This is a genomic window from Pseudomonas sp. CM25, assembly GCF_013179705.1.
Lineage (GTDB): Bacteria > Pseudomonadota > Gammaproteobacteria > Pseudomonadales > Pseudomonadaceae > Aquipseudomonas.
The window spans coordinates 1-14,286 of sequence record NZ_JABMCW010000129.1 but is presented as its reverse complement, the minus strand read 5'-3'; the positions used below and the strand labels follow the sequence as shown (position 1 = coordinate 14,286).

Here is a 14,286-nt window from a genome sequence, read left to right as displayed (position 1 = left end):
CGCTGACGGTGGAACCGTTGTTGTAGACGTCATTAGCCGGGGTCTGGAAGTCGACACTGCCTTGGGTCTTGCCCGCTTCAACAGTGATGGTCTGGCCGTTGGACAGGGTCACGGTCACCGGCGTCTGAGCAGGGTTGCTCAGGGTCACGGTGTAGGTGATCACGCCGCCTTCGGTCACACTCGGCGAAGCGGTCAGGGTCGCAGTGGTGTTATCGACCGAATCATTGATCGTGGTTTGAGCAGGGGTCGGGTTCGGGGTCAGCTGCTCGAAGTTGCCGCCGGTGGCGTTCTCGATGGTGACGCTGACGGTGGAACCGTTGTTGTAGACGTCATTAGCCGGGGTCTGGAAGTCGACACTGCCTTGGGTCTTGCCCGCTTCAACAGTGATGGTCTGGCCGTTGGACAGAGTCACGGTCACCGGCGTCTGAGCAGGGTTGCTCAGGGTCACGGTGTAGGTGATCACGCCGCCTTCGGTCACACTCGGCGAAGCGGTCAGGGTCGCAGTGGTGTTATCGACCGAATCATTGATCGTGGTTTGAGCAGGGGTCGGGTTCGGGGTCAGCTGCTCGAAGTTGCCGCCAGTGGCGCTATCGATGGTGACGCTGACGGTGGAACCGTTGTTGTAGACGTCATTAGCCGGGGTCTGGAAATCAACGCTGCCCTGGGTCTTGCCCGCTTCAACAGTGATGGTCTGGCCATTGGACAGGTTCACGGTCACCGGCGTCTGAGCAGGGTTGCTCAGGGTCACGGTATAGGTGATCACGCCGCCTTCGGTCACGCTTGGCGAGGCGGTCAGGGTCGCGGTGGTGCTGTCGATGGTATCGGTGACCTGGGTAACCGCAGGCGTTTGCGGCAGCGTTACAGTCAACCCACCGCCACCGGTGGCACCTGTCACGGTCGCCGAAATCTGGCCGCCATCGATATAGGGCGTATCGTTCGCCGGCACCACGACGTTGATGCTACCGCTGGTCTGCCCGGCCGGAATGACGATGACGGCACCGTTTGACAGCGTGATTACCAGGCTGGTGGTCGGTGCCTGGCCAACCGTGGCGGTATAGACGATTACGCCACCCGCTTCACTGATAGAAGGCGTGGCGCCAAGAATCAGGTCAGTAGCAACGTTGGTATCTGTGGTCGGCGTAGTCACCCGGTTGTTGCCATTGGTGTCCAGCAGGCCAACCTCTTCACTGTCCAATACCGCAGCGAAGCCCAGCCCGTCAGTCGGGAAGCCAACAGTCGGATCGACCCTGCCTGCGGTTTCTTCAAGCATCACGAAGCTGTGGCCGCCGCCCAGCGCGCCACCACCGCCTGCTGCCGACGGGCCGGCCGCAGTAGCTTCAAGCTCGGTAGTAGGGTCGACACCCGCAGCGATCGCCTGCTGCAGCTCTTCAACCGACGGCGCAGCCTGTGCGGTGGCCTGGCTCAGGTCGGTGCTGCTGTCGGGAGCATCGGCACTCCACTGGGTGTCACGGCCAAGGTCAAGCAGACGGCCATCAGCCAGTTCCAAAGTTACTGCGCCACCAGGGCCAGTGAGGACCTCCTCACCGGACAACAGACGGTCACCCTCGATGAGCACACGGCGGATGCCTTCTGGGGATACCGCAATAACCTGGCCGACAATACTTTTGACGATGGCTACAACGCTGCTCATTGGACTCTCCGTGTGACCCTGTGGGTACTTCCCTGCCAGAGCGGCACTTCTAAGCCACTTCAGGCGGAACTATGTCATTGATCATCTGGCGTTTTTGACGCCAATATTCCGTCTATAACTATTTGGAATTACTTAACTGCCAAACTATTGACCTTATACAGGCCATCCTAAACAATCGGCAATGTAATGTCACATTGATATTCGAACCTTAGCCAACCGTTTCCGGGGGGCAAATGCCGTGCTTCATTTAAAGCGGATAACGTTGGCGGTTCAGGTGCCGTTTCAGCCCCTTCGGCGATCGTGAAACACGCCTCGGGGCCCGCCTTCGATCGGGTCTGTCAAAGTCTGAGGCGTCAAAGATTCCGCCACCTGCCCCACAGGCGATACACAAGCACAAACCTTGCCGGGAAGCCAACCACATAGCGGCCTGCAGGCCAGGCAGCGCTATGGTCCGTGGCCGCCAAAATCACCAAAAGACACCTGCCCTCACGCTGTCAAATGACAGGGAAAATGTTGTAAATCAAAGACGTGAGTGTGGGGACCGCCATTACCGTCACTCCATTGCAGAATCCGGGCGGCAATTATTGAACACAGAGTCCCTGGAGATCGGCTTTTTATAGATAAATTTTGACTAAATACTTACAGCGTTACGCCAATAAAGCAGCGCCTGTTTAATGACAATGACTAAGCTGGACAGTGACCCCCTCGCTGCCACTCGCATCAGGAACGCTATGCTGCAAACTGATTTCCAGCAGGTCGCCTACCGGATCAAAAATGAAACATCCATGACCCAGTCACGTCTGGTAGAAATGAACCACGTAGAATTGTTTACTCAACACCGATTCAAGGCGACCATTGGCCTGCCCCGGCGTGAGGACGCCAGCGTCCCCAGCCCCACAGCCTGGTACAGACCATAGAGAGCCAGGGTGAGCCCGCCAGCCTGTACGGCGGCACACCCACCCCACCCACCCACAAGGATGAAGAGAGCGCCGCGTGGAATCCGAAGTCAGTCGAGTCCAACTCAGCCACGATCCACGCAGTCAGCATGACGACCCCCTGCTGGATAGTCTGCTGAGCCTGTGTGTCCTGCACCAGAAACCTGCCAGCCGGGTCATGCTGACCACCGGCTTGCCGCTGCCTGCCCAGCGCCTGAGCCCCGAGCTGCTGCCCCGCGCCGCCGCCCGGGCCGGGCTGCAGGGGCGGTTGCTGCAACGCAAGCTGGAGCAGATCCCGAAAATCGCCATGCCGGCCATGCTGCTGCTCAAAGAAGGCCGCAGCGCCGTCCTGCTGGGCTGGGAAAACGATGACACCGCGCGCCTGCTGCTCAGCGAGAGCGACGGCGGCGAAGTGCACGTCAGCCGCGAAGCGCTGCAAAGCGACTACAGCGGCCGGGTGTTCTTCGCCCAGCCGCAACACAAGTTCGACGTCAACCACGGCAATCTCATCCCGCGGACAAAGTCGTGGTTCCGCGACACCTTGCTGCGCAGCAAATGGCTGTATATCGATGCCATCGCCGCCAGCCTGGTAATCAACCTGATCGCCCTGGCCGCGCCGCTGTTCGTGATGAACGTGTATGACCGCGTGGTACCCAACCAGGCCACCTCGACGCTTTGGGTGCTGGCCATCGGTATTGCCGGCGCCTACATCTTCGACCTGATCCTCAAGGGCCTGCGCGGGCTTTGCCTGGACCTGGCCGGCAAGAAGACCGACCTGATCATTTCGGCGACACTGTTCGAACGCATCGTCGGCATGTCGATGAAGTACCGGCCGGCAAGGGTCGGCAGTTTTGCCCAGAATATTCACGAGTTCCAGGGCCTGCGCGACTTCCTTGCCTCGCTGACCCTGACCAGCCTGATCGACCTGCCCTTCACCATCCTGATCCTGGTCGTCATCGCCATCATTGGCGGGCACCTGGTATGGATCCCGATCATCGCCTTCCCGCTGGCTCTGGGAATCGGCTACGCCTTGCAACGGCCGCTGATGGCGACCATGGAGCGGACCATGGCCCTGGCCTCGGAGCGCCAGTCCAGCCTGATCGAAACCCTGGCCGGCCTGGATGCGGTAAAGGTCAACAACGCCGAAAGCGAACGCCAGTACATGTGGGAGCAGACCCTCGGCACCCTCAGCCGGCTGGAACTGCGCGTGAAGGTGCTGTCGAGCCTGGCGATGAACATCACCTTGCTGATCCAGCAACTGGCAGGTGTGGCGATGATCTGCGTCGGCGTGTACCTGATCATCGACGGCAACCTGAGCATGGGCGGCCTGGTGGCCTGCTACATGCTCAGCGGCCGCGCGCTCGGCCCGCTCGGGTCGCTCAACGGCCTGCTTGCCCGCTACCAGCAGGCCAAGGTGACCATGGTCTCCACCGACCACATGATGGAGCTGCCCCAAGAGCGCAACTTCGAAGAGCGCCCACTCAGCCGCAGAGTGCTGCAGGGCAGCGTCGAGTTTCGCGGGGTCGACTTCACCTACCCCAACCAGCAGAACCTGGCCCTGAAAAACATCAACCTGACCATACGCCCCGGCGAAAAGGTCGGCATCATTGGCCGAAGTGGCTCGGGCAAGAGCTCCCTGGCCAAGCTCATCGTCGGCCTGTACGAAGCCGATGGTGGCTCGTTGCTGGTGGATGGCGTGGATATCCGCCAGATCGACGTCAGCGAGCTGCGCCACAACATCGGCTACGTGCCGCAGGACATCCAGCTGCTGGCCGGCACCCTGCGCGACAACCTGGTCAGCGGCGCCCGCTACATCGAAGACGAGCTTATCCTGCAGGCTGCCGAACTGGCCGGCGTGCACGAGTTTGCCAGGCTGCACCCGGACGGATACGAGCTGCAAGTGGGCGAGCGTGGGCAAAACCTGTCCGGCGGCCAGCGCCAGAACGTCGCCCTGGGCCGAGCGCTGCTGCTCAACCCGCAGATTCTGCTGCTGGACGAACCGACCAGCGCCATGGACAACACCGGTGAAGAACGCCTCAAGCAGCGCCTGCAGGCGGTGGTGGAAGGCAAGACAGTGCTGCTGGTCACGCACCGTGCCTCGCTGCTGTCGCTGGTGGACCGGCTGATCGTGATCGATCGCGGGCAGATTGTCGCCGATGGCCCGAAAGCCGCGGTCATGGATGCGCTGAAGAAGGGGCAGATCAGTGTTGCATAAGCTGGATATGGGGCAGTTCAAGAGCGGCCTGCGGCGCTATTTCAAAGGCAGCGACTCGTTGGGCGGGCAACCGTTGCCCGAGGTCAACAAAGCCCTGATCGAGGATGCGCCGCGGGTAGTACGGCTGACCATCTGGGGCGTGATCCTGTTCTTCGTGTTCCTGATCGTGTGGGCCAGCGTCGCCCGCATCGACGAAGTCACGCGAGGTGAAGGCAAGGCCATTCCGTCTTCCAAGGTGCAGAAGATCCAGAACCTGGAGGGCGGCATCGTCGCCGAAATATTCGCCAAGGAGGGGCAGATTGTCGAAGTCGGCCAGCCGCTGTTGCGCCTGGATGAAACCCGCTTTGCCTCCAACGTCGGTGAAACCGAGGCCGACCGCCTGGCCATGGCCTTGCGGGTCGAGCGCCTGAGTGCCGAGGTGCAGGACAGCCCGCTGAAAATCGACGAAGAGCTGCGCAAAGCTGCACCAAGCCAGGCCGCGAACGAAGAGTCGCTGTACCTGAGCCGTCGTCAGCAACTGCAAGACGAGATTGGCGGCCTGCAGCAACAGTTGGTGCAGCGCCAGCAGGAACTGCGCGAGTACAGCTCCAAACGCTCGCAGTACGCAAACAGCCTCGAATTGCTGCGCAAGGAAATCGGCATGTCGGAGCCGCTGGTGGCCACAGGTGCGATCTCGCAGGTAGAAGTACTGCGCCTGCGTCGTGCCGAAGTGGAAAACCGCGGCCAGCTGGACTCCACCGCGCTGGCTATCCCGCGTGCCGAGGCGGCCATTCGTGAGGTGCAAAGCAAGATCGAAGAAACCCGTGGCAAATTCCGCAGCGAGGCGCTGACCCAGCTGAACGAGGCGCGCACCGAGCTGAACAAGGCCACCGCCACCAGCAAGGCGCTGGACGACCGGGTGCACCGTACCTTGGTCACTTCGCCGGTGCGCGGTATCGTCAAGCAGATGCTGGTCAACACCATTGGCGGGGTGATCCAGCCTGGCAGCGATATCATCGAGGTGGTGCCGCTGGACGACACGCTGGTCATCGAGGCGAAGATCCTGCCCAAGGACATCGCCTTCCTGCACCCTGGCCAGGAAGCGACGGTGAAGTTCACGGCGTATGACTACACCATCTACGGTGGGCTCAAGGCCAAGCTGGAGCAGATCGGCGCAGACACCATCACCGATGAGGACAAGAAGACCACGTATTACCTGATCAAACTGCGCACCGATCGCAGCCACCTGGGGACTGACGAGAAGCCGCTGCTGATCATCCCGGGGATGGTGGCGACGGTGGACATCATGACCGGCAAGAAGACCATCATGAGCTACTTGCTCAAGCCGATCATGAAGGCGCGTTCGGAAGCGCTGCGCGAGCGGTAATCAGCTTGGCCACTGCTTTCTGGTGGCTCCTCTGGCCCTATCGCCGGCAAGCCAGCGCCCACAGGCACTCCACCGACTTCAAAGGCTGTGCAGTATCTGTGGGAGCTGGCTTGCCGGCGATAGGGCCGGAACTGCCAGTACGACAACTCAGCGCCAGGGCGCGGGCTCGCCTACCAACTGCCCCTGTATCCCGCCCACACCCATCTCCTTCAACACTCGCCGCTCGCCTTCCGTCTCGACCCGTTCGGCAATCAGCGGCAAGTCGATGCTGTGAGCCGCGCGCTGGATGGCCTCGATGAACAGCCGTTTGTGCTGCTCGTGATCGATGTTGCGGATGTAGCTACCGTCAATCTTCAGGTACGCCAGCCCCAGGTGCGCCAGGTTGCCGATCATGCTGAAGCGCCCGCCAAAGCGTTGCAGCGCCAAGCCGAAGCCAAGGGCGTGCAGGCGCCGGGTCAGTTGCTCCAGAGCAGCCTGTTCAGGCAACTGCTCTTCGCCAATTTCGAAAACCAGGCGGGGCCCCAGTGCCGCGTTCTGACCCAGCAGTTCGAAGACTCGCTGCAGGGCCTTGGGGTCGGCAAGGGTGGCAGCCGACAAGTTCAGCGCCAGCACTTGGTCATGCCCGCGCAGGTGGGCCAGCACCTTTTCCAGCACCAGCACGTCCAGCCGCGGCATCCAGCCGAAACGCTCCAGCCAGGGCAGGAAGCGACCGGCCGGCAAGGCCACGCCCTGGCCATCCTGCAAGCGCGAAATCACCTTATGGTGCAGTACCCGTTGCGCATTGTCGCAATCCACCACGGGCTGGAAGAACAACTCGAAGTGCCCGTTGTTGAAGGCCTGGTCCAGCCGCTCGTGCCAGGCATGCTGGCTGTCTGCAGCAACTGCGGCGACACCTTGCTCAAGGCACACCCAGCCTGGCGTCGGCTGGTTCTCGGCGCGGGCCAGGGCCTCGTCAGCCAGCTTGAGCAACGCCTGCGGCGCATCGCCGGGGCTGAAGGGCGCGAGGCCGATGCAGGCTACCGGGTCGATATCACTGGCGCCGGTCTCATGCAGGCTCTGCAGCGTGGCCTCCAGTGCCTGGGCAAGGTTTACCGCCTCTTCATGCACCATGCCCGGCGCCAGCACAGCGAACTCGCCACCGCGGCTGCGGGAAATCAGGTCGTTGGTTTCCGGAAAGCTGGCACAGGTGCGGCGCAACTGCTCACCTACCGCCTGCAGCAACTGGTCGGTGCGCTGGCCGCCAAGACGTGCGTTCAAACCCGCCAGACCCTGCACCCGCAGCAGCAGAAGATAGCCCGCGCGCGCCTCTTCCAGGTTGCTGACCCGGGTGTTCAGCTGCATCTCGAAGTAACGCCGGTTCGACAGGCCAGTGAGGCTGTCCTGATAGGACTCGGCACGCAACCGTTCACTGCGCTCGGCCTGCTCGGTAAACAGGGCCTTGAGTTTCTCCACCATCTGGTTCATCGCCTGCACCACACGGCGCAGCTCCGGCGTGCGCGGCAGTTCTGGCAGACTGAGGAATTCGCGGCGGGCAATGGCGTGGGATTGCTCGACCATGTAGTCCAGCGGCCGCAACTGGCGGCGTAACAGCAAGGCGCCGAGCACGGCACTGGCAGCGCCACACACCAGCAACCAGCCCAGGCTGCCCAGCGCGCTTTGCCAGAGTTTGGCAATGGCAAACATCGGGTGGCTGATCACTTCGACGCGCGCGGCCTGCTGCCAGCCGCGACTGACAATGGCATCGCCACCGGCTGCTTCCAGGCCGATCAACTGCACGAACCAGCGTGGCACGCCACCCGGGTCAGGCTCGGCGTGGCGTTCTACCAGCACGGCATTGGAGCCCAGGTCGACGACCTTGATGCTCGAATAGTAACCACTGTCGAAGATCGAACTGACCATCAGCTCGACCATCGCCGGGTCATCGATGTTCGGCGTCAGCGACAGCGCCAGCGCAGTTGCCGCATCCTGGGCATGCGAGCGCAGCTGGTTGACATACTGGCTGCGCGAGCTTTCCAGGCTGACCATGAAACTGCCACTGAAGGCGACCACCAGGAACAGGCAAATGGCCAACAGCAATTGTTTGAACAGTGACATCTGTGCTCCTTCAGTAAACCGGCTCGGCCGGGAACCCTTCGGCCTGCATTTTTTTCAACAAATCCTGCCAGCGTGACAACCGCTTGGTATCGCCGACTTTCTTGTTGCCCGTGGCACCCGTCAGCCACAACCCTTCGCCATTGAAGGCATACACCGGCAGCAGGTCGGTACGCTGGCTTGCCGGCTTGATGGCGTCCATCAGGCTGTCGAGTACCAAGGGTTGGGCCTGTGGGCTTGAATAATAGGTCAGCACCATATGCGCCCGGTTCTGCCGCAGCGCCTTTACGTAGGTGATACGCAGTTTGTCGCTGGGGATGCCCATGCGCCGCAGGCTGAAATACTTGGCAATGGCGTAGTCCTCGCAGTCCCCGGCACCTTTGATCAGTGCCTGCACCGGCGTCGCCCAGTAATCGACCTCATGCCACAGGTCGATATCCTCTACATAGCGCAGTTGCTGGTTGAAGAAGCGGTTGACCACTTGCAAGCGCTCAAGCTCGGTCCCCTGCTTTTGCGTGGCCATCAGGTTCTGCCAGGCATCGATGCGGCCTTGCCCGGCACCCAGCGGCCCATAGAGGGCCTGCGACTGGCGGCTGATCTGGGAGAAATCCCAGTCCGCATGCAAACCGCCGAGCAGCAGGCAGCCCAGCAGCCCGGCCAGGCCGACGCGTCGCACAACGGTTTTGAGCATCCAGGATATCGCCACTGCGAAGCCCTGTTCCGGCCAGTCGAAAGCAGCGATGGTGGGGCTTGCCAGGGCAAAAGACAATGGCACCCTGCAATCATGCCCCCGCCGGTCAGCAACCCTCCACTTTCTGGATATATCCTTCTATAGGCTGCTTCCTTTGGCCGCCGACTTCATCCACCATAGCCGCGCTTTTGGGGCGCGCGTGCCAGCGCAGAGCAGGTTTGACACCCCTACAAGCTGTTACTAGTGTCATTGGATCCAACTTTTGTCATCGTTGAGGCAGGCGTCACGTGGCCGAGAAAATCAAACTGAGCAATGTGCTGGCCAGCGAGCAGCTGCTGCCGCATCAGGCGCGTGGCGTGATCGAAGAACGCCTGCGTAGCGCCATTCTCGATGGCCGCTTACCCCCAGGTACTGCGGTGCGGCAACAAGAGCTCGCCACTTTGTTCGGGGTCAGCCGCATGCCTGTGCGCGAAGCGCTGCGCCAACTCGAAGCGCAATCGTTGCTGAAGGTGGAGATGCACAAGGGCGCAGTGGTCGCGCCGCTGATCGGCGAGGATGCGGTGGACACCTATGCCCTGCGGGTATTGCTCGAGAGCGAAGCGCTGCGCCAGTCCATTCCGTTGCTCGATGCCAGCGACATCACCAGCGCCCGCGGGTATATCCAGCAACTGGAAAACGAAACCCGGCATGCCGAAATCGGTCGTTTGAACCGCCTTTTCCATATGGCGCTGTACAGCAAGGCGCCGAACAAGAAGCTGCTGCGCCTGATCGAGAACGAGCTGAACGAGGAGGAGCGCTTCCTGCGCTTTCATCTCTCATCCATGGGGCTGGGCAAGCTCACCCAGGACGATCACAACGCCTTGGTGGATGCGGCCAGCGACAAGCTGATAGATGAGGCGATAGCGGTGCTGGAGCAGCACCTGAATAGCGGTGCAAGGGTGATCCGCAAGTATCTGGATACCCAACTGGGGCGCTGACGCTTCAGCGGCGGAGCTCGCGGCGCACCAGATGGGTTGCAAATTCATCTGGCCATGCCAACAATGAGACTAATTATCATTCATGTCCATTGACCTCAGCGCCCTCCTCCCATGTCCAGCAATGACTCCGTGCAAACGCTTTACAGTGATCACCATGGGTGGCTGCATGCCTGGCTACGCAGCAAGCTGGGCAATGCCGCCGATGCCGCCGACCTTGCCCAGGACACCTTCGTGCGCCTGCTGCAGCGGCGAGAAACCCTCCAGCTGAACACGCCCAGAGCCTTCCTGCGTACGGTCGCACGTGGGTTGGTGATCGATCATTGGCGCCGCGAGGAGCTGCACAGGGCCTACCTCGAGGCACTGACATACGTGCCGGAAGCACAAGCCCCTTCCGCCGAAACCCGTGAACTGCTGCTGGAACTGCTGGAACGCATCGCACGCATGCTCGACGGCCTCAAGCCGAAAGTACGCCGCGCGTTCCTGCTGGCCCAGTGCGAAGGGCTGAAGCACCAGGCCATTGCCGACCAGATGGGCATCTCGGTGCGTACCGTGGAGCGCTACATCGCTGATGCGCTCTACCATTGCTACGTGCTGCGCTACGAAGACGAGTGCTGAGACGATGACTGCCGCACAGCCTGGCGCAACAGCGGTCAAGCAGGCCATCCAGTGGACGCTGAGGCTGCGCGAAAGCGGCCATGACCTGGCCCTGCAACAACAGTGCGCACAATGGCGCAGTGCCCGCCACGAGCATGAACTGGCCTGGCAACGGGTCACTTACCTGCAACAGGACCTCGACCTGCGCGCCATCCCCGGCGCCGGTGTCGCCTTGCGCACCCTGGAAACCAGCCAGCGGCGCCTGCAACGGCGGCAGGCACTGAAGCTGCTGGGCGGTGTTGCCATGATAGGAACGACGGCATGGCTGGGCAAAGACCTGGAGATGGTGAGCGACTGGGCATCCGACTACGCCACAAATACGGGTGAGCGACGCAGTTATGCCCTTCCCGATGGCTCGCTCATGCAACTCAATACCCGCAGTGCTGTGGACCTGGCCTTCAATGACCGGCAGCGTCTGGTTCGCCTGAAGCAGGGGGAATTGATGATCACCTGCAGCCAGGCGTCGAACGCGCAGCATCCCTTGCTGATACAAACCCGCGACGGCTTGCTGGAAGGTTTCGAAGGGCGCTTTGTTGCTCGCCAGGACAGTGACTGCACCCGCGTCAGCGTCAGCCATGGCAGGCTGGCCATCCACCGGCCAGGCAATGGCCAGCTGCAGTGGATAGAAGCCGGGGAGGACTGGCGCCTGGATGCACAAGGTGCACAACGGCTGGAACATGTCGACATGGACGCGATGGCCTGGAGCGAAGGGCTGATCGTTACCCGGGACATGCGCCTGTTCGACTTTCTCGCGCAGGTCAGCAGGTATCGCCATGGCTATCTGGGCTGTAGCGACGAGATTGCGGATTTGCGCCTGTCGGGGGTGTTCCGCCTCGAAGACCCGGAGCGGCTGCTGCAGCTGCTGCCACAGACGTTACCTGTGCGGCTGCTGCAACGTACCCGCTGGTGGGTGCGGGTAGAACAGCAGGCTTGATCAGGCCCTGATGATTTTTTGGCGGGTTTTGAATGCCGGTCCGGCTAGGACAGAAAGCAATCCCCTCTGCCCCTCAACTTGCCAACGGACCGCTCATGCCAACCGACCCTGTGCACACGCACATTTCACCCCTGAATGATTTTCGACCTGTTTTGCAATCAGCTATTTTGCGCAAAGCTGTCCGGGCTGCCCTGTTCGGTACCGCCTTGGGGCTGATCACAGCCCCGCAGCTCTCGGTCGCCGCTGGTGTCGTCCAGGCCAGCCATAGCTACGCGATCCCGGCCGGCCCGCTGGATGACGTGCTCAACCAGTTTGCACGGCAGGCGGGCATCACCCTGTCGAGCACGCCACAGCTCACCGATGGATTGCAGTCCAACGGCTTGCAGGGGCAATACGCTGCCGAACAGGGGCTGCGCCAGTTGCTCAATGGCAGCGGCCTGCAGGCCATAAGCCAGGGCGAGCGCAACTACGTGCTGCAGGCACAACCTCAAAGCGCTGCACTGTCATTGCCAGACACCGACGTCCGTAGCTTCAGCCTGGGCAATGCCCTGGGCAGCATGGAGGGTTACAACGCCACCCACAGCCAGGTGGCAACCAAGACCAGCATGCCGCTGGTGGAGACCTCACAATCGGTGTCGGTGGTTACCCGTCAGCAGATGGACGATCAGGGCTCGCAGACTGTCGCCCAGGCCATGCGCTACACCCCCGGTGTACTGACCAACCCCTACGGGGCAACTCATCGCTATGACTACGTGGCGATGCGCGGTTTCAATGATGGGTCGGTGGATAACATCTACGTCGACGGGCTCAAGTCGATGGGTGACAACGGCACCTACAGCACCATGCAGGTCGACCCGTACTTCCTCGAACGTATCGACATTCTCAAAGGGCCTTCTTCGGTGCTATATGGCCGTAGCTCGCCTGGAGGGCTTGTGGCATTGACTACCAAGAAGCCACAGTTCACGCCCTACCATCAACTGCAGGCGACGGTGGGCACCCAGGGCCAGCGCGGCATGGGTTTTGACTTCAGCGGCCCTGTAGATGACGACAAGCGCATCGCCTACCGCCTGACAGGCCTGGCGGATGCCTCTGACACACAGTTCGACCACAGTAAGGAAGAACGCTACGCCATTGCGCCGGCAATCAGCATCGACTTCAGCGAAGACACCTCGCTCACCCTGCAAGCCTACCTGCAACACGACCCGAACGGCGGGTACCACGGCGGCAATCCTGCCGACGGCATGCTTCACCAGCGCAACGGCTTGCGGTTGTCGGACCATTTCTTCGAGGGCGAACCGGGTATCGACCACTACGAGCGCACCCAACAGTCCTTCAGCTACCAGTTCGAGCACCGCTTCAACGACGTCTTCACCGCACGACAGAACTTCCGTTATCAGGATTCGGATGTGTCGATGGACCAGGTGTACTCCGCCGGTTGGGCCGATGCCGACAGCAATATCCTCAATCGCGCGTACACCGGGGGCGACGAGCGCCTGCATTCATACATCATCGATAACATGCTGCAGGCGGAGTTCTTCACTGGCGCGGCCAAGCATACCCTGCTGCTGGGTGCTGACTATCAGCGCCGCAAAGCCGACGTGGCCTGGCGTTACGGCACAGTCGATCCACTGGATGCCGGCAACCCGCAGTACGGTAATGGCAACCTTCAGGTGCTGGGCGAGAACCGCTACCAGCGGCGCTTGCAACAAACCGGCGTGTACTTGCAGGACCTGGTCGAGCTGGACCAGTGGCGCTTTTCCCTCGGGCTTCGCCAGGACTGGGTAAAGGTGTCCGAAGAGAACCGGGACAGCGATACCAAGGCCAGCGATCAGCGCTCCAGGTTCACTACCCGCGCCGGGGTGCTCTACCTGTTCGAGAACGGCATTGCGCCGTATATCAGCTATTCGGAGTCGTTCAACCCCAATACCGTATCCGATCAGGACGGCCGCCCGCTGGCACCTACGGAGGGCACCCAGTGGGAAGCCGGTATCAAGTATCAACCCCCTGGCAGCGACAACCTGTTCACTGCTTCGGTGTTCCGCATCGAGCAGGAGAACCTGGCGTCGAAACAGCCAAACGAGGATTTCTATCGCCCTGTCGGGGAAGTACGTTCGCAAGGGCTTGAACTGGAAGCGCATGTTCAGCTCACTGACAGCCTGAAGCTGCTGGGTGGCTACACCTTTACCGACATCGAGTATGCCAAGTCGATGCCGAGCCTGGTGTCCGGCAGCCTGGACAATAAAGGCAATTCGCCAACCCAGGCACCGAAACAGATGCTCTCGCTGTGGGCAGATTACAACTTCCACCAGGGGGCTCTGGATGGCCTGCGGCTGGGCGGTGGCGTGCGTTATGTGGGGTACAGCTGGGTCGATGCGGAAAACAGCATGAAGGTGCCTTCCTACACCCTGTTCGACGCTTCCATCGGCTATGACCTGGGCAAGGTCGGCCTCGCAGGTGTGGATGTACGCTTGAACGCCAACAACCTGACCAATGAAAGCTACATCACCTCGTGTGCCAGTCTGAACTACTGCTACATGGGTGAAGAGCGCAACGTCAGCGCAACGGTCAGCTATCAGTTCTGATCAGCCACCACTGCCCGGAAAAGACAAAGCCCCTGTCTGCATCGCAGACAGGGGCTTTGGGTTTGAATCTTGACGATGACCTACTCTCACATGGGGAGACCCCACACTACCATCGGCGATGCATCGTTTCACTACTGAGTTCGGGATGGGATCAGGTGGTTCCAATGCTCTATGGTCGTCAAGAAATTCT

The 14,286-nt window shown here is 61.2% G+C and carries 9 protein-coding genes and 1 rRNA gene; 6 read left to right on the top strand and 4 right to left on the bottom strand.

The features are described 5' to 3' along the window. Nucleotides 1–1,651, bottom strand: a 1,651-nt coding sequence (locus tag HP546_RS15150; protein WP_172226864.1) for a retention module-containing protein, incomplete at its 3' end; no start/stop codon positions are given. Between the two features lie 993 nt (nucleotides 1,652–2,644). On the opposite strand from HP546_RS15150, the gene HP546_RS15145 reads away from it, so the two are divergent. Together HP546_RS15145 and HP546_RS15140 are read left to right on the top strand one after the other, a co-directional pair. Then, nucleotides 2,645–4,801 (top strand): type I secretion system permease/ATPase, encoded by a 2,157-nt coding sequence (locus HP546_RS15145; RefSeq protein WP_172226847.1) that lies wholly within the window; start codon nucleotides 2,645–2,647, stop codon nucleotides 4,799–4,801. Between the two features lie 7 nt (nucleotides 4,802–4,808). Continuing rightward, the gene (locus HP546_RS15140; protein ID WP_172226867.1) at nucleotides 4,809–6,167 is read left to right on the top strand and encodes an HlyD family type I secretion periplasmic adaptor subunit; all 1,359 of its coding nucleotides are present in this window, start codon (nucleotides 4,809–4,811) and stop codon (nucleotides 6,165–6,167) included. A 147-nt stretch (nucleotides 6,168–6,314) separates the two neighbouring features. Here HP546_RS15140 and lapD read toward each other — a convergent pair whose 3' ends face one another. Continuing rightward, on the bottom strand, nucleotides 6,315–8,261 hold the full coding sequence (gene lapD, locus HP546_RS15135) for a cyclic di-GMP receptor LapD (protein ID WP_172226844.1): 1,947 nt from the start codon (nucleotides 8,259–8,261) through the stop codon (nucleotides 6,315–6,317). Between the two features lie 10 nt (nucleotides 8,262–8,271). Beyond that, the gene (lapG, locus tag HP546_RS15130; RefSeq protein ID WP_172226841.1) at nucleotides 8,272–9,033 is read right to left on the bottom strand and encodes a cysteine protease LapG; all 762 of its coding nucleotides are present in this window, start codon (nucleotides 9,031–9,033) and stop codon (nucleotides 8,272–8,274) included. Between the two features lie 203 nt (nucleotides 9,034–9,236). Between lapG and HP546_RS15125 the strand changes: the two genes are divergently transcribed. The 4 genes from HP546_RS15125 to HP546_RS15110 all read left to right on the top strand — a co-directional run bounded on the left by HP546_RS15125 (nucleotide 9,237) and on the right by HP546_RS15110 (nucleotide 14,096). After that, nucleotides 9,237–9,926 carry a GntR family transcriptional regulator gene (locus HP546_RS15125; RefSeq protein ID WP_172226837.1) on the top strand — a complete coding sequence of 230 codons (690 nt, stop codon included), beginning with the start codon at nucleotides 9,237–9,239 and terminating at the stop codon, nucleotides 9,924–9,926. 111 nt (nucleotides 9,927–10,037) lie between these two features. Further along, nucleotides 10,038–10,541, top strand: a complete 504-nt coding sequence (locus HP546_RS15120) for a sigma-70 family RNA polymerase sigma factor (RefSeq protein WP_172226834.1) — start codon at nucleotides 10,038–10,040, stop codon at nucleotides 10,539–10,541. Nucleotides 10,542–10,545: 4 nt separating this feature from the next. Further along, nucleotides 10,546–11,514 (top strand): FecR domain-containing protein, encoded by a 969-nt coding sequence (locus tag HP546_RS15115; protein ID WP_172226831.1) that lies wholly within the window; start codon nucleotides 10,546–10,548, stop codon nucleotides 11,512–11,514. A gap of 167 nt (nucleotides 11,515–11,681) precedes the next feature. After that, the gene (locus HP546_RS15110; protein WP_172226828.1) at nucleotides 11,682–14,096 is read left to right on the top strand and encodes a TonB-dependent siderophore receptor; all 2,415 of its coding nucleotides are present in this window, start codon (nucleotides 11,682–11,684) and stop codon (nucleotides 14,094–14,096) included. Nucleotides 14,097–14,163: 67 nt separating this feature from the next. On the opposite strand, the gene rrf is transcribed toward HP546_RS15110, so the two are convergent. Further along, a 5S ribosomal RNA gene (gene rrf / locus HP546_RS15105) occupies nucleotides 14,164–14,279 on the bottom strand. Nucleotides 14,280–14,286 lie beyond the last annotated feature (7 nt).